At 47.9% G+C, this 25035-nt stretch carries 15 protein-coding genes; 5 read left to right on the top strand and 10 right to left on the bottom strand.

Features of this window, described 5'->3' with window-relative positions; genetic code table 11:
• Positions 1 to 8: 8 nt before the first annotated feature.
• From ACOIT5_RS14210 to ACOIT5_RS14200, 3 genes are all read right to left on the bottom strand, one after another.
• Entirely contained in the window at positions 9 to 3137 is a 3129-nt protein-coding gene (locus ACOIT5_RS14210) for a SusC/RagA family TonB-linked outer membrane protein (RefSeq protein ID WP_423126818.1), read from the bottom strand.
• A 212-nt stretch (positions 3138 to 3349) separates the two neighbouring features.
• Positions 3350 to 4729: a sulfatase-like hydrolase/transferase gene (locus ACOIT5_RS14205; RefSeq protein ID WP_423126817.1), complete on the bottom strand. Its 1380-nt coding sequence runs from the start codon at positions 4727 to 4729 to the stop codon at positions 3350 to 3352.
• Positions 4730 to 4871: 142 nt separating this feature from the next.
• Positions 4872 to 8951 carry a hybrid sensor histidine kinase/response regulator transcription factor gene (locus ACOIT5_RS14200; protein ID WP_423126816.1) on the bottom strand — a complete coding sequence of 1360 codons (4080 nt, stop codon included), beginning with the start codon at positions 8949 to 8951 and terminating at the stop codon, positions 4872 to 4874.
• A 269-nt stretch (positions 8952 to 9220) separates the two neighbouring features.
• Here ACOIT5_RS14200 and ACOIT5_RS14195 point away from each other — a divergent pair, with 269 nt between their 5' ends.
• The 3 genes from ACOIT5_RS14195 to ACOIT5_RS14185 are packed head-to-tail and all read left to right on the top strand — an operon-like array spanning position 9221 to position 14033.
• Positions 9221 to 10303: a family 43 glycosylhydrolase gene (locus ACOIT5_RS14195; RefSeq protein WP_423126815.1), complete on the top strand. Its 1083-nt coding sequence runs from the start codon at positions 9221 to 9223 to the stop codon at positions 10301 to 10303.
• Between the two features lie 6 nt (positions 10304 to 10309).
• On the top strand, positions 10310 to 11737 hold the full coding sequence (locus ACOIT5_RS14190; RefSeq protein WP_423126814.1) for an arylsulfatase B: 1428 nt from the start codon (positions 10310 to 10312) through the stop codon (positions 11735 to 11737).
• 4 nt (positions 11738 to 11741) lie between these two features.
• Positions 11742 to 14033, top strand: a complete 2292-nt coding sequence (locus ACOIT5_RS14185) for a family 43 glycosylhydrolase (protein WP_423126813.1) — start codon at positions 11742 to 11744, stop codon at positions 14031 to 14033.
• A 123-nt stretch (positions 14034 to 14156) separates the two neighbouring features.
• Here the strand turns inward: ACOIT5_RS14185 and ACOIT5_RS14180 are convergent, their stop codons facing one another.
• From ACOIT5_RS14180 to ACOIT5_RS14160, 5 genes are all read right to left on the bottom strand, one after another.
• Positions 14157 to 15365, bottom strand: a complete 1209-nt coding sequence (locus tag ACOIT5_RS14180) for a glycoside hydrolase family 88/105 protein (protein WP_423126812.1) — start codon at positions 15363 to 15365, stop codon at positions 14157 to 14159.
• 273 nt (positions 15366 to 15638) lie between these two features.
• The gene (locus tag ACOIT5_RS14175; protein WP_423126811.1) at positions 15639 to 16841 is read right to left on the bottom strand and encodes a YeeE/YedE thiosulfate transporter family protein; all 1203 of its coding nucleotides are present in this window, start codon (positions 16839 to 16841) and stop codon (positions 15639 to 15641) included.
• A 6-nt stretch (positions 16842 to 16847) separates the two neighbouring features.
• Positions 16848 to 17423, bottom strand: a complete 576-nt coding sequence (locus ACOIT5_RS14170) for a YeeE/YedE thiosulfate transporter family protein (RefSeq protein ID WP_423126810.1) — start codon at positions 17421 to 17423, stop codon at positions 16848 to 16850.
• Positions 17371 to 18030, bottom strand: a complete 660-nt coding sequence (locus ACOIT5_RS14165; RefSeq protein WP_423126809.1) for a cytochrome b/b6 domain-containing protein — start codon at positions 18028 to 18030, stop codon at positions 17371 to 17373. The genes ACOIT5_RS14170 and ACOIT5_RS14165 overlap by 53 nt, the downstream gene beginning before the upstream one ends.
• A gap of 34 nt (positions 18031 to 18064) precedes the next feature.
• Positions 18065 to 19663, bottom strand: a complete 1599-nt coding sequence (locus ACOIT5_RS14160) for a tetrathionate reductase family octaheme c-type cytochrome (RefSeq protein ID WP_423126808.1) — start codon at positions 19661 to 19663, stop codon at positions 18065 to 18067.
• A 257-nt stretch (positions 19664 to 19920) separates the two neighbouring features.
• Between ACOIT5_RS14160 and ACOIT5_RS14155 the strand changes: the two genes are divergently transcribed.
• Together ACOIT5_RS14155 and ACOIT5_RS14150 are read left to right on the top strand one after the other, a co-directional pair.
• On the top strand, positions 19921 to 21321 hold the full coding sequence (locus ACOIT5_RS14155; RefSeq protein ID WP_423126807.1) for a capsule assembly Wzi family protein: 1401 nt from the start codon (positions 19921 to 19923) through the stop codon (positions 21319 to 21321).
• A 156-nt stretch (positions 21322 to 21477) separates the two neighbouring features.
• Positions 21478 to 23130: a diphosphate--fructose-6-phosphate 1-phosphotransferase gene (locus ACOIT5_RS14150; RefSeq protein WP_423126806.1), complete on the top strand. Its 1653-nt coding sequence runs from the start codon at positions 21478 to 21480 to the stop codon at positions 23128 to 23130.
• A gap of 106 nt (positions 23131 to 23236) precedes the next feature.
• On the opposite strand, the gene ACOIT5_RS14145 is transcribed toward ACOIT5_RS14150, so the two are convergent.
• Positions 23237 to 24478: a PQQ-binding-like beta-propeller repeat protein gene (locus tag ACOIT5_RS14145; protein ID WP_423126805.1), complete on the bottom strand. Its 1242-nt coding sequence runs from the start codon at positions 24476 to 24478 to the stop codon at positions 23237 to 23239.
• A 72-nt stretch (positions 24479 to 24550) separates the two neighbouring features.
• Entirely contained in the window at positions 24551 to 24961 is a 411-nt protein-coding gene (locus tag ACOIT5_RS14140) for a gamma-glutamylcyclotransferase family protein (protein ID WP_423126804.1), read from the bottom strand.
• Positions 24962 to 25035: the final 74 nt, after the last annotated feature.

Here is a 25035-nt window from a genome sequence, read left to right as displayed (position 1 = left end):
ATTCGTGGTTAAAATGTTACTTGCAAGCCAAGCGTAATTCGTCTGATCAGCGGATAATATCCGTAAGTCACGTTTCCGTTGCCGGCGTCGGTTCCTTCCGGGTCGCCGATCGGGTAATCGGGAGACCAGGTCCACAAATTATTCCCCTGGAGGTATAAGCGACACTTGTCTATTCTGAATTTTCCGGTAAGTTCTTTCGGGATCACGTAGCCCAACTGTGCTGTTTTCAGGCGGAGATACGATGCGTTGAACAAGCTGGTGGTGGTTACGGTACCGTCGGTAATATTGTTCTGGGCCCGGTTGGCGTCCATGTGCAAAGCCGGGTATCGCGCATTCAGATTGTCGGGCGTCCAGTAATCGCTTTGGTAGTCGAAATACTGGTTTGCAAGGCGGTGCAAGGGCCATAAAAAGGCGTCGACCATCACCCGTGAGGTTTTCGTCGCCCCCTGGAAGGTAAAATCGAGATCGAAGTTTTTCCAATTCAAGCCACCGGAAAAACTGAAGAAATACAGGGGATAAGTTCCGGCATAGCCCATCGGCACCCGGTCGTTGTTATCAATCGCCCCATCGCCGTTAAAATCAATATAAGTCACATCGCCCAGGCCGACAATCCCGCTTCCGTAACGCGGCACAGCTGCCCGTTCGTCGACATTGTCAATATAACCGGTGGTGACATATCCGAATAACTGGTCGATTCGCCGGCCGGCCATTTTCTGGTATTCCGGTTTATAATAGGGTTCGTCCCTGTAAATAATCCGGTTATCACTAAAACTGACGCCTGCCTTTGCCCAGTATTGCAATCCTTCGCGTTTGCCTCCGGTATATTTCAGTTCTATTTCATAACCTTTTGTTTCGGTGGCACCCAGGTTTTGCTGTTTAGCGCCTACGCCAAACCAGTCGGGCAGCGATAAGCGGCTCAGGAGGATATGGTCGCGGTCTTCCTTGAAAAAGTCCATGGTCAACAAGAATTTGTTGTTTTTCAGGAAACCCAGTTCGATCCCGAGATCCTGTTTTTTGGCCCGTTCCCAGGTGGCATTCTCGTTGGCCACCGTCCCTTCTACAATTGGTGTGATATTGGTTCCCGGATTGTCAGCCGTTCCCGGTTTATATTCATCCTGGTTGGTTGTACCGTTTGCATAGGTCGATGTATAAAGCCATCGTTGCCCCCCAGCATTGTCGCTGCCCACTTCGCCATACGAGTATTTAATCTTGAACCGTGAAATCCAGGGCTGGAGCGCAGCCATAAACTTTTCCTGGTGCAGGTTCCAGCCAACGGCATACGATGGAAAGAAACCATACCTGTTTTTGGGCGCAAACTGTTCCGATCCGTTCAGACCCAGGTTTACCTCGAGCATGTATTTGGCTTTATAGTCGTAGGTAACACGGCCCACAATACCTTCTTCAAAATGCGGAAAATCAACATCATCCTGCCAGGTACGTCTTTGCCCGAGGAACAGCGCAGAAACGCTGTGGTCTTTAAAGGTACGGGCATAACTGAGTGAGGCCTCGTAATACCAGCTGCGGAAGGGCGTATCTGAAATATCTTCACTTCCCGGGCTAATCGGAAGTTCGGTTCCTTCGCCGTCGGTATTATCGCGGCCTTTATACCTGACCCAGGTGCCGTCGGTGAGCAAACGATAGGCCACTTTGTCGTAATTATAGGCTTTCAGGTAAGCTTCATCGTGGTTGAAAGCGACTTTTCCCTGTACCGAAAGTCCTTTTGTGATAAAATCAAGTTTTTGTTTCAACACGAATGCAGTTACCAGACCTGTTGATTTGGTTTGTTTAAAACCGCTGTAATTAATGGCATTGTACGGGTTATTGGCATTGATGACCCCGGTGCTGGCCGGACGTGCACCCGTTTCGTCGGGATGGGCCGGATCGGGATACTGATCCAATATCCATGCGGGATATTCGTTGGGGATCACCATCGGGCCCAACATGAAAATCGGGCGGTAAGTCCGGATAGAGGCAGATTCGTTGGGTTGATTTTTAATCCCGACATAGCCGCCGGCATTCATCGACAGTACTGTACTTGGAGTGATGTCAAAATCGGCGTTTACCCGGTAATTGTACCGGTTATATTTATAGGCCGGGTCGTATTCCGGTTGCTTCACCGTTTTCAGGATGTCGCCGTCATAGGTGTACGAAAACGACGCATAAATACGTGCATGACTCGATCCCCCGGAGATACTGATACTTTGTTTCTGGGTAATCCCAAAATCTCTCACGCAAAGTTCTTCCCAGTCGGTGTTCGGATACAGGTAAGGCATGTCCTGTGTCCGGTAATGCTCCAAAACGTCGTCGGGCAAAAGAAGATTCCAGCTTCCGTCGTTTTTATAGGCCTCATTCATGATCAGGGCGGTGGCGTAACTGTCGAACATGTTCCGGCGCAGCAAGGGATTTTTTAAGCCAAATTCCGAATTGAATGTCAGTTTTATTCCGCCGGCCTGTCCCCTTTTCGTGGTGATCAGGATGACCCCGTTGGCTCCTTTCACCCCAAAAACGGCGGTTGCAGAGGCATCTTTTAAAACCGATAATGTTTCGATCTCGTTCGGGTCGATGTCGTTGAGATTTCCTTCAACGCCATCAATCAGCACCAGGGGTACATTACTTACCCACGACGATTTTCCGCGAATAAAAACATTTGCGGCATCGCTCCCCGGTTCGCCATCGGTTTGGACCGTAAAAACTCCTTGTACCTGCCCGGTCAGGGCATTGGACAGGGAGACCGTGCTGGCTTTTTTAAGCACGTCGCCGTCAACCTGAGAAATGGCGGCTACCGAACTTTCTTTCTTTTGCACACCGTAGCCGACAATGACCACTTCTTCCATCGCTACATCGTCGGACGTCAGGACGACATTGATCACCGTTTTGTTACCAATGGTTACCTCCTGTGTTTTATACCCGATAAAACTGAAAATAAGAACATCGGTATTTTTTACATTTTTTAAGGAATAAGAACCGTTTAGATTACTAATGGTCCCGTTGGTGATCCCTTTCAAAACAATGGTTGCTCCCGGAACGGCCTGTCCTTCAGAATCCGTAATGGTCCCGGAAACAGCCCCTGGATGAGATTGTCCGTAGGATACAAAATAGGAAAAAAACAATAGTAAAATAATCAGATTTTTTCTCATAACTGAAGATTTAGGATTATATACGGTTTCAAAAATAGCCTTCAGCTTTTCATTCCTTCAGCACAAATTATTCATCGTGATGGAGTAATGTTCGAAGAGGAGGCCCTTGCAGAAGATGAATGTTTAAAAAACACAAACGTGCTATCCGGCGAACAATGATCCTGATTCGCCGAAGTACTTATTTTCCGATCTTTAGAACTGCCAATCCCGGTCTACTGAACGAGCGGCGGCATAACAGAATACCATTCCAATACTTTCTTTTTCAAGCGGGTTGTTAAATTCGGATAGTTACCGGCCAGATTCGTGGTTTCGGCTTCATCTTTCCGGATGTTATAAAGCTCGGCCTTCGTTCCGTCGGTATTGACCAGCAATTTGTAGTCTCCTTCGCGAATGGCCAGATCGGGATATTCGCGCGATGTTCCCGGCGGACGTTGCCAACAGATTGATTTTTTGCGCACAGGCTGCCTGTATCCGAGCAGGGCACGGCTGGCGTCAATGCCGTCGCAGCTAACGCCGGCTGTTTCTTTTGCTCCTGTCATGGCAATAATGGAAGGAAATAAATCAATTCCGGCCAATACGGTTTTCGAATTAACAGTTCCCTGTTTCTTTGGAGAAACCAGAGCGGGCCCCCACACGATGAGCGGCTCCCGGATGCCTCCTTCGTACAGGTTGCCTTTGCTGCCCCGCAAACCGTCCGGGGAGCCTACGTTTTTAGCCGGCCCGTTGTCGCCCGAGAGAATAATCAGAGTGTTGTCTTTCAGTTTCGGATGGTTCCGGATGTAATCGAACAAACGGGCCAGCTGCGCATCCATCTCCTGAATAACGCCGCGATATAACTCGTCTGTTTTTCCGTTTCCGCGCAGGTGGCGGGGCGGTTCGAGCGGGGTATGCACATCGTCGGGCCACAGGTTGATGTAGAACGGCTTTTCTTCTTTCAGCGCATGGTCAATGGCCCGGATCGTGCGGTCAACAAAAACTTCCGTAAAATCTTCGCGTTTGATCCAGTGTATTTCACCTTTACCCAATGCAGCCGACATTTTCTCCAGGTTACGGGTACTGTCGGGCAGGTTCAGCGTTTCGTAAGTGGCCAGATAACGTTCACCGATTCCCTCAAACTGTGTAACCGACTCATTAAATCCGTATTCAGTAATATAAGGTACGTCGCCAATGTCGCGTCCTCCGCCCATGTGCCATTTTCCAATGTGTGCGGTGTAATATCCTGATTCCTGCATGTTCCGGGCCAGCGAAGGAGCCTTGAGTTCCAGGAAATTCTTCATTCCCCGCTCTTCATTCGATTTCCGGTCGTTAATAAACGAGGTGATTCCCCAACGCGAAGGATACTGCCCGGTAGTTACCGCCACCCGCGAAGGGGAACAAATGGGGGCATTCACATAAAACTGGCTGAAACGGACGCCTTCGTTCGCAAGGCGGTCAATATGGGGAGTTTCGTGGCGTTTGTTCCCGTAACAACCCAGGTCGCCATATCCCAGATCATCAATAAAAACAAAGAGGATATTGGGCCTTTCTTTGCCAAATACAGATTTGGCCCAGGCCGTGATTACGATAAAACAAAGGATCAGAATTTTTTTCATAGTCAAGCTTTGGTTAATGACAGCCGGAAGCGGCATGTACCACAAATTTGACGATATGAACCCGTGAGCCGGTGGATGAATGTTCCGAATGTTAGCATTATTGTTTCTTTCGGATGCAGGCTGAACATACGGGCCAGGCTGTTCAACTGTTCTCAAGCTTGTCAGGCAGTTCCTGAACCTCGTTCATTTTTTGCAGCCGGTAGCTCGTTGGCGATGTATGGAACATTTTTTTGAAGATCCGGCTAAAATAGTTCGGGTCGTTGAATCCGACTCTGTACGCCACTTCCGACATGGTAAGTTCCGGCGCGTTGATCAGGATTTTTTGCGCCTCATTCAACCGGATGGTATTGATAAATTCGGTGGCGCTCAGATCGAGGATCTGCTTGAGCTTGGTGTGCAGCAGGGTTCGCCCGATACCGGCTTCTGTGGTAATTACCGAGACATTTAATTCGGGATTATCGATATGTTCAAGAACAATTGAACTGATCCGTTCGATAAATTGCTGATCGCGATTTCTGATGGGATGGTCCATTTGAACATTTCCAAACTGGATAAAATGCTTTTTGAGATTCGATTTGGCGATCAGGATATTCCTGATCTGCAGCTCCAGTTCGGGCAACAGGAAGGGCTTTGACAGGTAATGGTCGGCTCCGACTTCCAGGCTTTCCATCCGGGTTTCGACATCCGATTTTGCAGTCAGCATGATAATTGGAATATGACAATATTCAAAGTCCGATTTCAACTCTTTACACAAACTGGCCCCATCCATTTTAGGCATCATCAGGTCGGTGATAACCAGGTCGGGCACATGTTTCCGGATACTTTCAAGCGCTTCTTTTCCGTTTGAGACGGCGCTTACCCAATATTTCTCCCTGAAATGTCCACATAAAAATTTCAACAGTTCCCTGTTATCTTCCACAAACAGAATCTCAAATTCTTTTTTCGGGTGGCCGGTTTCCGGCTCATCGCTTTCAGCCGATTGAATACTCAGGTTTTCGATGATGCTGCTGTGTCCTGAAATGGCCGGATTCTGCTCACCCAGGTCGGTTTCGGCAGCAAACGGAAGCATAACTGTAAAGGTAGTCCCTTCGCCAGGCTTGCTAACAACCGATATATTCCCGTTTAAAAATTTCACCAGGCTTTGGGTGAGGGTTAGTCCGATGCCGCTACCCTGGTAATCATTCTGATGATGATCAATCTTATAAAACAAGTTGAAAATCTTATCCAGTTTTTCCTCGCTGATGCCTGTTCCGGTATCCGAAACTTCCAGCGTAAGAAATGTACCTCCGTCTTGTTCCGTGGTACCGATCTTTAACCTGATTTCGCCGTGCTCCGGTGTATATTTAAACGCATTGCTCAGCAGGTTTGAAACAATCTTTTCCAGTTTGTCAGGATCGAAACGGGTATATAGTTGCTCAAATTCCGTTACAAAAATGTATTCCAGTTCCTTTCGCGAAAACAGCTCGTTGAACGCATTAAACACTTCTCTTAAAAACCGGACCACATCGCCTGTTTGCTGATTGGGACTGGCGTGATCAGTCTCAACTTTCCTGAAATCCATTAATTGGTTGATCAGAAATTGAAGCCTCATCACATTCCGTTTCATTGTATGGAGGCGGTTTTTAAATTCAGCAGGCACATCTTCGCCTGAAAATAACGAATCCAGCGCAGCCAGGATGATGGTCAGGGGAGTTTTAAATTCGTGCGAGATATAGGTAAAGAAATTTATTTTGTGGCGGTGCAGTTCGTTTAGTTTTTCTTTCTCGATCTTTTCAATTTTCAGGACCATTTTTTCGCGATGCCTGATCTCGTTGAAACGGTATAAAGCAAATGCAATCACGCTGAACAAAATTGCATAAAACAGATAAGCCCAGAATGTTTTCCAGAAGGGAGGAAGAATAACGAGCTTGATCGTTCTCTGCCGTTGATTGGGATGGTTGTAAATATTGGTTGCTTTGATGTGAAAAAAATATTCTCCCGGAGGCAGATTGGTATAGGTTGCGCTCAGATTATTTCCGGCCTGCTGCCAACCCGATTCAAATCCTTCCATGTAATAAAAAAAGTTATTTTTCCCTCCCGAATGGAAATCAATGGCAATAAAATCAAAACTGATAACATTCTGATTGTACTTCAGCCTGATTTCTTCGGTCAGATCGATGTCATTCTTTAAGACTGAATTACTTCCGGGACGCACGGCTTCATTGAAAAGACGGAAGTTAGTGAAATGAATTTCGGGTTCCGATTCAAGTGTCGTTATCTGATCGGGGCGAAAGTAAGTCAGCCCGTTAACAGCTCCGAAATACATGGTCCCGTCGTCGGCTATGAAAGCGGATTTATAATTGAACTGGTTTCCCACCAGCCCGTGGTCAACCGAGAAATTACGAATTTCACCGGTGATGTAGTTGAACTTCGAGATTCCTTTATTGGTACTCAGCCATAAATTATTATAATCATCCTCGAGAATCCCGTAAATGACGTTGTTGGGCAGCCCGTGATCCATGCTATAGGTTTTAAATTGTTGTGTGCCGGGATCAAACAGAATTAAGCCGCCGCCCCTTGATCCAAACCAGATTTTCCCTCGCGAATCAACACAATGACTGATGAAAGAGTTATGATGCAGTTCCAGCGTGCTGTCTTTCTGATAATGGTCAATTGAGTCGGTTTCGGGATTGTACCGGTAAAGCCCGGAATTATTGTTGGTACAAAACCAATAATTTTTTTGGCTGTCACGGAAAATGTCATAAATGAATTTGCTCCGGAAAATTTCCGGCTTGAACCGAGAAAAACGTTTCGTTTTAAGATCAAAAAGGTCCACCCCATCCATGGTGCCAACCCACAACACACAAGAAGGATCTGAATACAACGAAAATACAAAGTTGTTGATCAACGAATTCGGGTCATTGGGCGAGTGAGAATAATTCACGGTTTTATAACTGACCGGATCGATCTGATCGATTCCTCCGAAAAAATTTCCGGAATAGATTTTACCGGCCGGACCGGTGGTAAGGGCATGTACGTTGTTGCTGATCGCTGAATGACTTTGCCGTTGTTTGTTCAGAATATGCTGAAACCGGCGCTGTTGCCGGTCGAAAATGGCAATTCCTGCATCTTCGGTGGCCATCCACAATTTACCATCCGGGCCGGTGATGATTTGGCTGATTGCCTTCCCTTCCAGGTCACCGTGCTTAATACCGGGTCTGATGTTTTTAAACCCGTTCGGGGCCGGTTCAACAACATTCAGTCCGCCAAAATACGTACCCAGCCACATCATGTTTTCGCGGCTTCTGAATATTTTGTAGATCGCATTATCGTTGATGGTGGCCGAAGCCAGGTCTAACGACTGCAAATAATGCTCGAATTCCTGTGTATCAGGGTCGTAAATAAATAATCCTCTTTCAGTTCCAATCCAATATTTTCCGTCATAACCTTCGGCAATATCCCGGATAAAATACATGGGATGTGCTTTTTGCGGCTGTGTTTTCAATGGAAGAGCTTTAAATTTTTCTGTAACAGGGTCAAACAGGAAAGCCCCGTCCCTGAATGTTCCTATCCATAATTGATCGTGCGAATCGATCTTAATGGTCGAAATTGGGGATGGGATGAAATCCGGGCAACCTTTGGGATTGACATAATAAATTCTCAATACATTGCCCTTTTCGTCAAAATAAAACAACCGCCGCCTTTTGAACGACCAAAAGTTCCCCGATGAGTCCTGCTGAAGTCCTATCATGGCATTTTCAAGCGGCAAACGTTCTCTCATGGTTCCGTCGTCAGTCAGGCGAAATACGCCCCGGTTGGAACTGACAATAATATCACCTTTTGCTGACTCGAAAATTGTCTGAATGTAACCCAAAGATTGTTCTTCGTAAAGTACCTGGACAAAATTATCGCTTTCAGGTTTGAATAAGCACAAGCCATTGTCGGTACCTGTAAGCAAATGCCCTTTGCGGGTTACCAGAAGCGAATGTACCTCTCTGCCCGGGATTGAAAACGAAGTTTTATCCGAATAATAAATTTTAAACCCGTAACTGTCATAACGATTCAGTCCTTCGCCGGTAGCCACCCAGATAAAGCCGTTATGATCCTGCGCAATATCGAACACCGTATTGTGCGACAATCCTTCGATGGCAGTGAAATGACGGAATTTCTTTTCATGGGCCCATAGTTTTCCGCACGAAATTAAACTCAGGAGCAGAAGTAGTAAGCTTAGTGATCGTTTCATAGGGATAAAAATAATCGTTTGACTTACATCTGGTCAATCTTTCACCGGTTTTGATCCGTACTATTGTGCTTTTCTGCTAGCATTATTGTTCACACGCGCAGATGTTCCGTGCAAATTAGTATTTTTTAGAACAATCTTCAGGAAGATGAGAATGAAATTCCTGAAAAGACAGGAGGATCGTGTTTACATTTGAAACAAAGGATGAAAGAGAACTAAATTTGGGGTAACGCGCGAAAATTGCCGCACACCCTGTAAACCTGAAAAAACCGATGAGAATAAAATTGAAATTTTTCCTGATCTCCTGTTTCTTAATAACGGCCTCAGGTCAGGCCTCCGACCATGCAAAAAAAACTTCCGAAGCCAAAATAACGGAGTTTTCTCCCAGCGAAACCGGAAACAAAGCCATTCACGTCATGGATGAATGGATGCGCGATCCGTTTATTACCCTCGGACCCGACGGCTATTATTACCTCACGTGCACCCGGCTGTGGCACAGCTCAAACGAACCGGGCCTGGAAATCTGGCGAAGCAAAGACCTCCGGAACTGGGAAGAAAAAGGACTTCTGTGGTCGTTCGGCGATTCCCGCTGGATGCAGGACTCATTGGCAAAAGCAGCTTCTGAAATGAAAAAGGACCCGCACCTGTGGGCTCCTGAAATTTATTTTATCGACGGAAGATGGGTGGCCGTTTTTACCAGTTCGCTGCGATTTTCAAATCTGATAGCGACAGGCGGAACCGAACCTGAAGGCCCGTTTCGGGAACCTTTCGGTGCGGCTTTCGCGCATAAACACGACCCTTCGGTTTTTACAGATGACGACGGGTCGAAATGGCTGGTGTGGGGCTGTACGAAAATCGCTCCGTTAAAAGATGACCTCAGCGGATTTTCGGGGCCGGAACGTTCTGTTGCTCCATCGAACCGGAAAATGGGACACGAGGGATGTTTTATATTGAAAATTGACGGTAAATATGTCCTGTTCGGAACAGCCTGGTCTACCGATATCATGCGGCACGGGTCCTATAACTTATACTACTGCACGGCCGACCACATTGAAGGCCCGTACGGGCCGCGTAAATTTGCCGGCCGTTTTCTGGGACACGGTACCATTTTTCAGGATAAACAGGGAAACTGGTGGTGCACGGCCTTTTTAAACGGCGATTATGTAACGCCTGAACAGGTCATACAACACGGCATCAGCACGCAAAAAGCAGAAACAATCAACCGGCAGGGGTTAACCCTGGTGCCGATGAAAATAGACACTGAAAACGGGGACATTGTCGTCCGGCCCAAAGATCCCGATTATGCCATCCCGGGCGACGATGAAGCGCAGGATTTCAGCAACAGCTTAAATTAAAATGGAATGAAAAAAGACTTCCTTCCGGTTTTGCTGGGACTCGTCCCGGCCTTAAGTTTCTTCGGTACAGGGCACTCGTCTGCGCCCGACAAACCGAACATCATCATCATCCTCGCCGACGACCTCGGATGGGGCGACGTGGGTTTTCACGACAGTCAGATTAAAACCCCGAATCTCGACGGGCTCTCGGAAACGGGTATTCAGTTGACCCGGTTTTATGTAGCCCCTGTATGTTCGCCCACACGCGCCGGCTTACTGACCGGCATGTATCCCAACCGCTTCGGAATCCGCGAAACGGTCATCCCGCCCTGGCGCGATTTTGGACTGGAGCCTTCCAATACCATTATTCCCGAATTTTTAGCAGAACAGAGTTACCGGAACCGGGCCATCATCGGAAAGTGGCACCTCGGGCATTCCCGCCCCGAATATTACCCGACTAACAATGGCTTCACCCATTTTTACGGTCATTTAAACGGCGCCATCGATTACTTTACCCATGAGCGGGACGGCGAACCCGACTGGCACAACGATGAGGCCTCCTGCGACGATAAGGGCTATGCAACCGACCTGATTGCCGCCGAGTCGGTGCGGTGTATCCGCGAATATTCCAAAGAGGGCCCCTTCTTTTTGTACGTGGCCTTCAACGCCCCGCACACGCCGCTTCAGGCAAAAACCGAAGATTTGAAGTTATACGGTTACGATGAATCGAAACCCTCGTTTTCGAATAAAAAAGGAGAAGCTTCGATGGGTCAGGGGAATACCCGCGAACAAACCTACGCCGCCATGGTAACCTGCATGGACCGCGGAATCGGGGACATTTTACAAACATTGAAAGCCCTGGACATCGACGATAACACGCTCGTGCTTTTTCTGAGCGACAACGGCGCCGACGAAGGTTCAGGCGGCGGATCAAGCGGGTCGCTGCACGGACATAAATTCCAGGAATATGACGGAGGGGTGCGCTCTCCCGCCATTATTCGCTGGCCTGCCCGTTTCAAGGGGCAAAGAACCATCGACCAACTGACCGGCTTCGTTGATGTTTTCCCGACCATTTGCGGGATTGTAGCTCCGGGAGCCCAGGCTCCCGCCCCGTTCGACGGAATCAGCATCCTGGACGTTTTGGACGGGCAAGAGCAAAAGACCGACCGCTCGTTTTACCTGGGCTGCGGCGCATTCATCGAAAACGACTGGAAGATCATCCGTGCCGGGCTTAATCCTAAAATGAAATCAGACGGGGACATTTTGTTCAACCTGATTGATGATCCGTACGAAAAAGAAGACCTCTCCGGGGAATATCCTGACGTCAAGAAACGACTGATGCAACAGGTCGTAAAATACGATTCGATCAAACCGGAAAGAGAAGTTCTCCCTTACGACGTAGGGCGCGAAGGTTTTGTTCCTCCCAAAGAATGGAATATTTTCAATAAAAAATAAGGATATGGATAGCACAAAATTACTTTTTTCGTCGCTGGTCTGTCTCGCACCCTTTGCCTGTAAAGCCGGACAACGCGGAGATACCCGGAAAAACCAGCGCAACATTGTGGTCTTTATTGCCGACGATCTGGCCCGAAATGAACTGGGGTGTTACGGCGGCCAAAATGTAAAAACTCCGAACATCGATCGTTTTGCAGGAGAGGGAGTCCGCTTCAACCGGATGTTTTCGTCAACAACCATGTGCAGCCCCACCCGGGCTTCAATTTATACCGGTTTGTATCCGGTAAAAAACGGAGTATATAAAAATCACGCCGCCACAAAACCCGAAATAAAAAGTGCCGTCCATTATTTTACGGAAATCGGGTACCGCGTCGGACTGACCGGCAAAACCCATTTTCGTCCGGAATCGGTGTACCCCTTTGAAAAAGTGGAAGGGTTTGAACCCGATTGTGTCAGCAAAACAGCCGATTATACCACCAGCGGGATTGTCGAATTTATGAAACGCGACCGGGAGCAGCCGTTCTGCCTGTTTATCTGCAGTACAAACCCTCATGCCCCCTGGACCGTGGGCGATCCTTCGAAGTTTGATCCTGCAAAACTCAAATTACCGCCTCATTTTGTCGATAACGAAGAAACCCGGGCCGCTTTTGCGAAATACCTGGCAGAGATCGCTGAACTTGACCGGCAGTTTGGCGATGTGCTGAAAGCCATTGAACTCGCCGGCAAAAAAAACGAAACACTGGTGATGTTTTGCGGCGAACAGGGGCCCCAGTTTCCCGGCGGGAAATGGACAAACTGGGATTACGGCCAAAAAAGCGGATTTATCATCCGGACACCGGAAAAATATCTCAAGGGAAAAACTTCTGAGGCCACGCTTCAGTATGAGGATGTTTTACCGACGCTTTTGGAATATACCGGGAATAAAACTCCCGAAAATTTCGACGGAAAAAGTTTCCTGCCTGTATTACTGGGTCAGAAAGCAACACACCGCGAATGGGCATATGGCGTGCACAATAATGTTCCGGAAGGAACGCCCTACCCGATCCGCAGTATCCGCAACGACCGTTATAAACTTATTGTCAATCTGAGCCCGGAAGCCACCTACTACGAAAAACACCTGATGAATACCAACCCGGCCGGAAACTACTGGAGCGCCTGGCTGAGAGATGCAAAAAACAGCGAACCTGCAAAATATTGGGTCGACCGTTACCTGAGCCGGCCTGAATTTGAGCTGTACGACACAACCAACGATCCGTGGGAACTGAAAAACCTGGCATCAGATAAAAAAATGCAACCGGTGATCGACCGGATGAAGGAAGAATTGTTTCGCTGGATGCAGGAACAAGGCGATCCCGGAAAATTGCTGGATGTGGAAACGGAAAACGTTTACAACAACCTGCAAGGACTGGTACCCGACTGCGCCGACCCGTATATTCTGAACCACGACGGAAAATATTACCTCTACGGGACCGGCGGCGGGAAAGGAATCCGCGTATACCAGTCGGACAACCTGGCGAACTGGTCGGACGCAGTTGGCGTTAACGACGGCTTTGCCCTCGATTCGGCCGATGTGTGGGGGCACCATTCTTTTTGGGCGCCCGAAGTTTATTTTCTGAACCAAAAATTCTACATGTTCTTTTCGGTGATGGAACACCTGGCCATTGCCGAAAGCGAGTCGCCACTTGGCCCCTTTATCCAGAAGAAAAAACAACCGCTTCACCCGGATATCAAGGAAATCGACTCGCACCTGTTTGTCGACACCGATGGTAAAATGTATCTGTATTTTGTACGCTTTACGGGGGGTAACGAAATCTGGATGGCCGAAATGAAGGACGACTTGTCGGGTATAAAAGAAGAAAGCCTGACCCGTTGTTTCGGGGCGTCGGAGCCTTGGGAACGAACAGCAAAAGAACCGGTCGCCCGGGTCGCTGAAGGCCCGTTTGTACTGAAACACAATAACCTGTATTATTTATCCTACTCGGCCAATCATTTCCGGAGCCAGGATTATGCGGTGGGTTATGCCGTTTCCGAATCGCCGTTTGGGCCGTTCAGAAAATATGAAAACAACCCGGTGCTGAACGGCGATGGAAAAACCATTTTTGGCACCGGCCACCATTCATTTTTTACAGCCAATTCGGGGCAGATGTATATTGTTTATCATTCGCATAAAAGCGGGAAATCAGTACAACCGCGGACAACCTGTCTCGACCGTTGCGGCTTTGAAAAAGACGGAGAAAACAAACCGGATAAGTTGGTTGTGTACGGGCCGACAACCACTCCGCAACCCGTCCGGTAAAAAACAGCCGCCGACTGATCAAAAACGCAGGTTTCGGAGATGACATTTCGGGTTCAGCCGAAAATTTAAAAGGGTAAATGCAAAAACTGCATCTACCCTTTCCCATAATTCTATTCTCTATATCTACTTATCCAATGCTTTCTGCATTTCGATGCCTGCCATAATAAAAGGGCCGACACCCTTGGGATCGTCGTCACGAATCACCGTCGAAATGTAGTATTCATAGGAACCGTCGCGGTAAGGTGTTCCCCCCAAACCGGCCACAGCGCAGCATTGAGTCAGGGAGATGGTCCCGTCTTCGTTTTCACGGATAAAGGTTTTCAGGATCCCTTCAAATCCTTTTTTCGCAGGTTCCAGGTACGACGCATCCAGGTACCCCATACGCACGCCTTTCAGCAACGCATAAACAAACATGCACGAAGCAGTCGATTCCAGGTAATTTCCTTCGCGTCCGCCCTGATCCAGCACCTGGTACCAGACGCCTGTTTCGTCGTCCTGCACGTTTACAACCGCTTCGGCAACGGTGTTTAATATGCCGATTAAAGCATCGCGGTTGGGGTGATCGGCCGGTAAAAAATCGAGGATATCGACAATTGCCATAAAATACCAGCCCTGGGCGCGGCCCCAGATGTGGGGAGAACGGCCGGTTTCGGGGTTTGCCCAGCGTTGTTCGCGGCTTTCGTCCCATCCGTGAAAATTCAGGCCGGTGATGCTGTCGTGTGTATTTTTCTGAACCACCAACACCTGGTTGGCAGCATCATCAAACGCCTCGGGATGATCAAATACTGCCCCGAACTGGGCATGGAACGGATCGGCCATGTAAACCCCATCCAGCCAGAGTTGATGCGGATAAATCAGTTTATGCCAGAACCCGCCTTCGCTTGTTCGCGGGTGAGTCTCCAACTGGCTGTTTAGCAAAAAGATGGCTTTGCGGTATTTTTCGTTGCCCGTCTTCTCATAAATTTCGAACAGAATTTTACCCGAATTAACCAGGTCGACATTATATTTCTCGATGCTGTAAGTCGCGATATTTCCTTCGTCATCAATCATTTTATCGGCATAAGCCAAGCCGTATTCGTAATATTTCGGATCGCCGGTTTCGGCAGCCAGCCGTTGATTGGCCAGGGTAACCAGGCCCTGGGTGTAGCTCCAGACCGGTTTCGGGCTAAAATCGAGCATCGACGCATCGGGGTTGCGTTTCATATCCGAATCGGCCATTTTTATAGCCCATTGCAGCGGACTTGTTGTTTCGGGAGCAACTTGCTTGCACGCAGAATTCATCAGGAGTGATGCACTCAGCATCAGGAATGCAAAAGTTTTAAACAGTTTCATTAGGTTATTCATTTAATTAAAAAATTAACCGGTGTTTCTTCGGACAAAGATATCGGGATAAAGCAAAAAAAACTTCGTAGAAATTGTCTTTTCAGGGGGGACAAACTGACAATCCCCTAGCAGATTCAGTTGATCGCCGGATTCGTACAAAACGAATTTTCAGCTTTTTCAACTTCATTGCTGAAGTCGAAAGGCTGAAAATTCAATCTATCTATTTACAATCTACAAATCCTGAATAAACCCGGCATTTATGTCCCCAACATGCAACAACGGCTAACTGCATCCGCCGGAGGCCACTTTCACTTCCATCGTCACCGGTTTCCCGATATTCTTCAAGGCTTCGGTGAGGGCATCCATATCGCGGGCCGCTTTATTTCTGAAATGATATTCATTAATTTCCTGTTTGGAGGCAGTGGTCATCTCCGGAAGCGCCGGTTCGTAAAACAGTTGATGAAACTCGTGTGCCGACTCCCTCAGGATCAGGTTGCGTGACTTTCCGACAAAACGGGCCTTCAAACACGACATTTTCACCAGGGTATCGCTGTCGGCATAAAAAATATTTGTTTTCATTTTTTGTTTGAACAGGTGTGCCCATTTTCGGTCGGTCAGCTCTTCAAACGGAATATTAATGGCCATCGGCAGGTGGTAAACCTCGTATTCTTCGGGCGACCGGACATCAATCACATTCAGTTCGTAATAATGATTGACAATTTCATCGGCCAATTTATCTGCCGTGATCTCGTGAAAAACACATTTCTTTTGACGTTGCGCGTCAGCTACTCTACTGGCAATCAGCTGTTCCCTGTCGGGAAAAATAAAGATGACGGCAATTACCGCAAAAGGGACCAGGGAAGCAAAAGCATAACGCGACACCCATATTCTAGAGGTGTGGTAACTGCTTTTCCGGACGCGTTTCTCTATTTTCCAGGTAAAATAAAAAGCCATCAGCGCAACGGCGGTCATTAAAAAAGCAAAAAGCGGCGTCGACAATCCGAGTTGTTCATTCATTTTTAGCGGCCCCATCGCATCGGCCAGGTAAAAATCTTTGATCAGCGGATAGGTTTCCATAAACAGGAATACGCCCACGAAGCCGCCAAGAACAAACAACATCCCGTTCATTTTACCGATGGAAGCGGCGCAAACACCGGTTCCGGGGCAAAAACCGCCGATAATAAATCCGGCTCCCATCACGATTCCGCCAATAATGGCCGAGCGCAAAAAGGTGGGATTGACGTAGATTAACCGGACGTCCAGAATTCCGAAATGATTGAGCAAAACCACCCCGATCATGGCGGTTACGCCAGCTGTGAAAAAAACACGCAGCACGGTAAAATCATAACCGTAAAACACGCCAACCAGTTTTTTGGTGGAAGAAAATCCGGCCTGTTCCAGGATAAAGCCAAATCCGATCCCGATGATTAAAGCAATGATCAGGTTAAATTCGTCTGATATGATGTAAGGTACGATTGGTCCCATGATATTCTATTTTATCCAAAGTTTTCTGAAAAAATACGCTAAGGCATAGCCCGACCCGAAAATGGCAAACATGGTGATAATTCCGCCAAACGACATCACGGCCATTCCGCTTAAGGCCGACCCGCTGGTACATCCCCTCCCCAACTGCGAACCGTAACCAAACAGGATTCCGCCCAGAATAGCTGCAATAATACGGGCCCGGTTGCTCGAACGCGGTCCCTTTTCAAATTTTAAGCCAACGCGGTTAGCCAGCACGCCCGAAAAAAAAGCGCCGATCATCACGCCGATCACTTCAAAAAACAACCAGTCGCGCAAAGGGCTTCCCGGGTTATTCGCGGCAAATTCCTTGTAGTACAAACTATTCTCGGCATGTTCGGGCGCAACGGTCTGAACAGCGGCTACCATCATGCTTTTAAAGGCGCCGCTTGCACCCAATCCCCGTCCCGAGATATAAATGGTCGCCAGCAGCAGCAGGCCCAACAGAAAACCTGCCAGGTAGGGATTCATATACGGTCTTGGCTTCATCATCTTATTGTTTTTCAGGTTGATTGATCTTTGTTGAATTTTCTTCCGGTTCGTCATTCTCGTCCTCCAGTTCCTCGTAACCGGTAATCATCGCGTTGATGTTGGACGTCGGGCTATGCCCGGTCGTGGTCATATACACGTGAACAACCAGAAAAGCCATCAGCAGCATGGCGCCGAGTGTATGCCAAAAAGCAATGGTTCCCAGCGGAATATCCTCCACGATCACCACATTATTCTCGTCGATGGTTTTATGCAGCATGTAAAACACCCCCGAGATCAGGGTCAGGGGGATCAATACCAGCTTAAATCCGAGATAAACCAAACGTTGCAGCGGATTAAGCTTGCTCAGCTCGGTTTTATTTGTCGGGTGCTTTTCTCCTTTAAACATGCCCAGTGAATAGTACAGCAACTGTTCTTTCAGTTTTTTGGTTGTCGGCAAATATTGTTTCCATTCGCCGGTCGCAAAATGCCAGAAGATGGCAAAAACGATCAACACGATCAGTATCCACGAAGCCACCCGGTGATACCGGGCTGCCTGTTCGAAACCCAGGATATGGAAGGTGCCGTGCACTTCAAAACCGGTGAGGGCCAGAAAGATGATCAGAATGGCCTGCGACCAGTGCCAAAAACGTTCAAAACGTTGATAGATATATATTTTTTTCATGATACTCCTTTTGGGTTGAAACTGTCACTTCAGGTTAATTATCGGTATCGTAGTCAATAATTTTGGTTTCATACTGCTTGTTTTTAATGGAGACGATAATCCGAACGGCGGCATGAATGACAACCGCTGCCAGCGAACCAAAGAACAGCAGGAAACCGAAAATATCGAGCGGCTTGTTATAATCGCGTCCCGGCAGGTAAAAACCGGTTAATCCGGCCAGACGGCCGTCTGCAGAACGGGTATGACATTCGGCACACGACACGGCCTGTTCTTTTGGCGAAACCATATGGTTGACCGGCCAGTACATTTCCGTTTCAATAAAACCGTACTCTCCGCTATAGGGCAGACCGATTATTTTCATTCCGGCGGCTGCCGCTTTGTCCCAGTCCAGGTCCATCCAGTAAGCGCTGTCGCCTTTGGTATCCGACCATAGTTTCGGTTGGATCAGGGTTTTATGCACCCGATCGTAAATCTGGTCGCCCCGGTGTATTTTTACAGGAATAATTTTCGATACCCCATCGTCGTGCGATCCGTTTAAGGGATTGATCACCAGGGGTTCCGAAGTGATCTTGTCTCCCAGCAAATAATGACCGGCAGTTCCGTTAAACCACACATAATCCGGTTTTACGTTCTTCTCCCACTTAAACGATCCCTTAATCGTCATATAATCGTGGTTGCCCGTCTCATCTTCGGTTTGATATGGTTGTCCATCCTTAAGTTTTCCGGCTTCCGACCACTTCCAGGCCATTTTCGTTGCATTAACCTTGGCATATTCGGGAATGTGGCAAGCCTGGCACGAGACTTTGGCGTTGTGCCGGTTCAGGATCGGATCGAAATGAGGCGTATTCGTATGGCACTGTTCGCAGGTAGCCCGCTGGGTATTGGTTGACGATACCGAATACATCTTTCCTAAAATCTGGTGATTTTCGGCGGTGTGGCAGGCCGTACACTCCAAGTTGATGCCGTTAACGGCCATGTGTACATCCACATCGCGCGAACCGGCCAGCAGGGCCTGCTCCAGATCGCCGTGTTTCACGTTGTTTCCGCCGCCGCCGTTGAAATGACAACTCCCGCAGTTGTGCCTGGTAGGCTGTCCCACGCTTTGCGCCACTTTGGCAAGGTTAACCGAACGGTCAGGAAACCCGGCCATCGATGTCCCTTTCAGGTATTCATCACTGTTATCATGACAAACCATACAATCGACATTCCGCGCATTGTTGAAGTCGAAGTGGTCGTTGGTCATGCCATAACCGATGTGGCATTTGGCACACGATTGCTCGTTGGATTGCGCCCCGATGCAAAAGTTGTTGATCACATTCCGTTTGCCGGCAGCGGCAATGCCACGGCCTTCCACATAAGAAACCCGCTCCCAGTTCCAGTGCGCCGAAGCCATGATCTCTTTGTGCCGTTCGGTATGGCACGAGATACAGGCTTCAGTGACATCCTGCGGCGTTTTAAATTCCTGTTGAAGAATTTCAAACTTCGAGTGATCTGCCGAAGGAACCGGTTTAATCGCGTACTCCTGCTTCAGTTTTTCCAGCTTCAGGTTATAGTAAACCTCTTTGTGAAGAGCATTTGTTAAAATCAGGGCAACAATGACCCCTCCTATTACAATAATGACCGATCTGTTCATTCCGATCAGATTTTAAATTATGCGTTAATTTGAACTGCAAAAATCTCAGCCAAAAATATCTATTTATATTGATATGTAAAAAAATACATTTTTGTATGAATTGGTGATCAAATGATCAAAACAGGCATATCTGATTGTATATCTGAGCATTAAATCCAGGTAAAATTTTTCACCCAAACGGTAATCTATAATGAATCTAAACTTGTAGTTAACCATATTTTTCTATTTTTATGGTTCAGAAAACAGGAAAATAAGCGATGAAAACAATTTGCCTGCTATTACTATGGGGTAATACCCTCTTATCACTTGCACAAAATGAACTGACCGAAGTAAGTCTGCGCGTTTATGGCCTCGCGGGAAACAGGGATGAACTTCCTTTTTGGCTAATTCACAACCAATTGGGCCGGTTTTCGCCCGAAGCCAGCTGGCAGGAACTAACTGAGTTCAGTTTATCGGGAAACTATCAGCTAAATGAGAACCTGAACCTGAATTACGGAACCCAACTGGCGTTATCCATACAACCAAAAGAGCTTGACCCCAAAATTATCCAGGCTTGGGCCGGATTATCAGGCCATATTTTGAGCTTTAAAGCCGGAGCATTTGCTGAGGACCTGCAACTAGGCGGTCTTTCCTCAACCAACGGCGATATCACCCGGTCGCTGAACTACCGGCCTTACCCGAAAATGCGCCTTTCAACATCCGGTTTCATCCCGCTTTTTTTTGCCAAAAGCTGGTTTCGCGTTAAAGCCGAATACGACGAAGGGATCCTGTACGACGAGCGCTACGTTGAAAAGCCGCACCTGCACCACCGTTCTTATGCCATTCGTTTTTTAACCAGCCACGACAGCCGGTTAACCCTGGGAATCAACCACTATGTTTTTTGGGGAGGAACACTTCCCGACGGAGAACAGCTCCCGACCGGGTTGAGAAATTATTTTCGCTACATTTTTGGACAAAACGGGAATGACCAGTTTCTGGAAACCGACCAGATCAATGTTGCCGGCAACCACCTGGGAAGTTACCTGGTCACCTTTGAGAAAAATTTGGAAAACCACCTGCTGGAATTTCGTTTCAATCACCCCTATGAAGACCACTCGGGGATGGAATTCGACAACCTGCGCGACAACATTTATACGATCTACCTGAAAAAAAAGAAAACAGGAACGCTGATCGACGAATTGCTGCTTGAATACATGTACACCAAACATCAAAGCGGCGACCGGCACCAGATTACCGGGCCCAAAGAAGAACGCATGAGGGGGATGGATAATTACTTTAACCACGGCGTATATCACACCGGATTCTCGCACATGGGTTTTAGCATGGGAACACCCTTATTCTATCCGCTAACAATCACCAACGAAGGCGTTCAGGATGGTTTCGAAAACAACCGGGTATCGGTTTTTCATCTGGGAGCCAAAGGCTTCCTGATTGGCCGGTCGCTTGCATGGAAAAGCATGCTCACTTATTCCCGTAATTTCGGAACCTGGAAAAATCCGTACGACGACATGAAACAGCAGTTTTTTTCGCTCTGCGAACTAAGCCTGACAGGCAAAAACCGGCCGTATACCCTGTCGGCCCAATTGGCGGCAGATTTTGGCGAACTCAGGAAAAATTCAGTTGGATTCGGACTTCACCTGAAAAGAACATTTCACTGACAACTAAGTGATTAATCTCCCCGAACGGCCTACCTGTTTAAATTTACTTTAAATCAGGACAAGCTGGCTTGACAACATGTTATTTGCGATCATTTTCAGTTATTTTTGCATCGAATTTTAAAGAAAGAGTAAAACTTACCTAAAAATTGAACGCATATGACCATCAGTGCATTACAAAAAGCCAGGGCCCAATACCAGCCTAAACTTCCAAAATCATTAAAAGGAGAAGTAAAAATGATCGAAGGCGCCGCTACCGAATCGGTTGCCGATCAGGCTGAAATCAAAAAATTATTTCCGAATACTTACGGTATGCCCATCATTACCTTCGAAAAAGGTAACGAAGTGAGTGGTTTGCCGGCGATCCACGTTGGTGTTATCCTGTCGGGCGGACAAGCGCCGGGCGGGCACAATGTGATCTCAGGAATCTTCGACGGGATTAAGGCCCTGAACCCCGAAAGTAAATTGTATGGTTTCCTGGGAGGCCCCGGCGGTTTGGTCGACCACCAATACATGGAAATCACGGCTGATTACCTGGAAGGTTTCCGTAATACTGGTGGTTTCGACATTATCGGCTCGGGCCGTACCAAACTGGAAGAAGAAGCCCAGTTCGACAAAGGTCTCGAAATTCTGAAAAAACTGAGCATCAACGCATTGATCATCATTGGCGGCGACGACAGCAATACCAATGCCTGCGTATTGGCCGAATACTATGCTGCTAAAAAAGCCGGGGTTCAGGTTATTGGCTGCCCGAAAACCATCGACGGCGACCTGAAAAACGAGATGATCGAAACTTCTTTTGGGTTCGACACGGCGGTAAAAGTATATTCAGAGCTAATCGGGAACATCCAGCGTGATGCCAATTCAGCAAAAAAATACTGGCACTTTATCAAACTGATGGGCCGTTCTGCCTCGCATATCGGTTTGGAAGCTGCTCTGCAAACACAACCAAACATCACCCTGATTTCGGAAGAAGTCGCCGAGAAACAGCAAACACTTGACGAAATTGTGGCTTATATGGCCGGTATTATTGCCAAACGCGCCGAAAATGGCGAAAACTTTGGTGTCGCCCTGATCCCCGAAGGATTAGTGGAATTTGTCCCGGAAATGAAAAAACTGATTGCCGAGCTAAACGATATGCTTGCCGAGGGTTCTGAAACCGAACAGGAATTCAGGATTATCCAGAAATCTCACCGGCTGGAATACGTCGCCGGTAAATTAAGCACTGAATCGGCCGCTGTATTCCAATCGCTGCCTGCCGGAATTGCTACCCAGCTGACCCTCGATCGCGACCCGCACGGAAACGTTCAGGTTTCGTTAATCGAAACAGAAAAACTGTTGGGAGAAATGGTAAAAACCAAGCTGGATGACATGAAAAAAGCCGGCAAATTTAAGGGCAAATTCGGTACGCAATACCACTTCTTCGGTTACGAAGGACGTTGTGCCGCCCCCTCGAACTTCGATGCCGACTACTGCTACTCGCTGGGCTATACCGCATCGGTACTGATTGGCGCCGGAAAAACCGGTTACATGGCCAGCGTACGTAATACCATCGCCCCGGCCGACGAATGGATTGCCGGAGGGGTTCCTGTTACGATGATGATGAACATGGAAAAACGCCACGGACATATGAAACCGGTTATTCAGAAGGCCCTGGTAAAACTGGATGGCGCTCCCTTCAATTACCTGACAGCCAACCGCGACAAATGGGCCATTGAAACCAGCTACCTGTACCCGGGACCAATCCAATATTGGGGCCCGACCGAAGTTTGCGACCGGACCACGGTGACCTTGCAACTGGAACAGAAATAAATCATCTTCTGCATAAGCATACAAAAGGCTGCCTGATAAATACTTCAGGCAGCCTTTTCATGTTCAGCCCGCCGGCCAAAATCATCAGGATTTTCCTTTCAAAACCTTACGTTTTATCACCGATTTGATAAGCGCCCAGGTAATTCCCGTGCCGCAGGTATAACACCCCTTTGTGGATCACCGGGTGGGCAAAATGTTCTTTCGTCCCTTTGGTCAATTTAAACGAACCGGCCACCTCCATCCCCTCATCGGCCGGATGAACCAGGTAAACCATTCCTTGATCGTTGTAAAAGCAGATCAGCCCGTCAGCAAAAATTACATTGCCCCGGCCGATGTTGAGGCTGTCGGTTTTCTCACCGGTATCGCAGTCAACGGCCATCAATTGTTTCTTTGAATGACTGCTGCCGTACAAGCGATTATTCCATTTCACCATACCGGTCATGTAATTATCGAATCCGGTTGTTTGCCAAACCTGCTCAAAGCCGGTAGCTTCTTCGTTTAATTTCAGCTTTACCCCGCCGTTGCCGTCGCCCTCAGCGTAATAAATGCAATGATCTTCAAAAAGAACGGTATTGCCGTGCGTATCGCCATTGCCGGGTTCACGCTCTTCGGGCAGCGTGTTGGTTTGTTCGTGTGTCCAGAGCAATTGTCCGGTGCTGGCCTCAACCCCCAGCAGGTGATACGCCGAAAAGGTGACTAAAATCCTTTTACCTCCTGCTTCAATCAATTTAGCGGAGCAATATGCCGGCCGTTCACCCGCACACGGACTGCTCCAGACGAACTCACCGTTGTGCCTGTTTAAAGCGACCAGGTTATGCTGTTCGCCGCCTGCCAGGCAATATACCTTCTCCTGATCGACCAGCAGCGCTTCCGAAAAGCCAAAACGGGGACTGATCCCGCCAAAGTCGGCAAGCATATTCCTGCGCCACAACTCAACCTGCTTCTCTGTATCCAGGCAAACCACTTCGCCCAGACCGGAACAAATATACGCCAGTTGCCCAACCAGGGTCGGAGTGCCCCGTGGACCCGGAAAATTGGTTGTCCACTCGGCGCCATAACTCATCCGGCTGATTTCCCGTCCCTGATGATCGAATCGGAACAGGTAGCCTAAGCTGTCGATCTCACCGGTAAAAAAGACATATTGATCGGTCACCACCGGGCTGCTGTACCCGTTCCCGGCGGTTTCGGTTTCCCATACAAGTGCCGGGCCTGAGTCGGGCCAACTTTTCAGTAAATTGGTTTCCGGATAGATCCCATCGCGGAAGGGACCCCGCCACTCCGTAATTTTAGGTGTTTGCTTGCAACCAAACAGAACAAGCAGTAAAAAGATAAGTCGGATTGATTTCATCGGTTTTTTTCCATACCAGTCTGCACTTCAGTACGAACATTACAGTTAAAAACGAAATACCCCTTTCGTTTTCTATTCCCGGATCAATTTCATAAAAGCACGTAGCTCTTCCCTGATTTTCTCCCTGTTCACCGGATGATCGGGAGACCAGGGAATTCCTTCCGTTTGATTTTGGGTGTAAACAAACACTTCTGTTTCTTCACCGTCGTTGATAACCACCTGTTTCAGTTCGCGTTCATATAAGGGTACTTCTTCCCAACAGTCGATCAGTCGAAGTTCGTCGGGCTTGATTTCGAAAAAAAAGCCTTTTACCATACTGCCAGGCTTAGGTTTCACAAACAAATAACCGTTTTGAGGATGAACCAGCAACTCGTAACCCGGCAAAATCGCCCCGGTATACTCCGGCACACGGTTCAGTAACAAGTGAATGAACTCCGGATCTGAAAGGGTTCCGTATGTAAACAGCAACAATTTTTTCATCATCCAGGCAGAAAGTTCAAAGTTAAGCCGAATTGGGGGAAAAACAGAAACCATAAAAATAATTGTATTTTTGGGCA

The organism is Gaoshiqia hydrogeniformans (assembly GCF_049347105.1).
Taxonomy (GTDB): domain Bacteria; phylum Bacteroidota; class Bacteroidia; order Bacteroidales; family Prolixibacteraceae; genus Gaoshiqia; species Gaoshiqia hydrogeniformans.
This window is presented reverse-complemented; position numbering and strand designations above follow the sequence as displayed.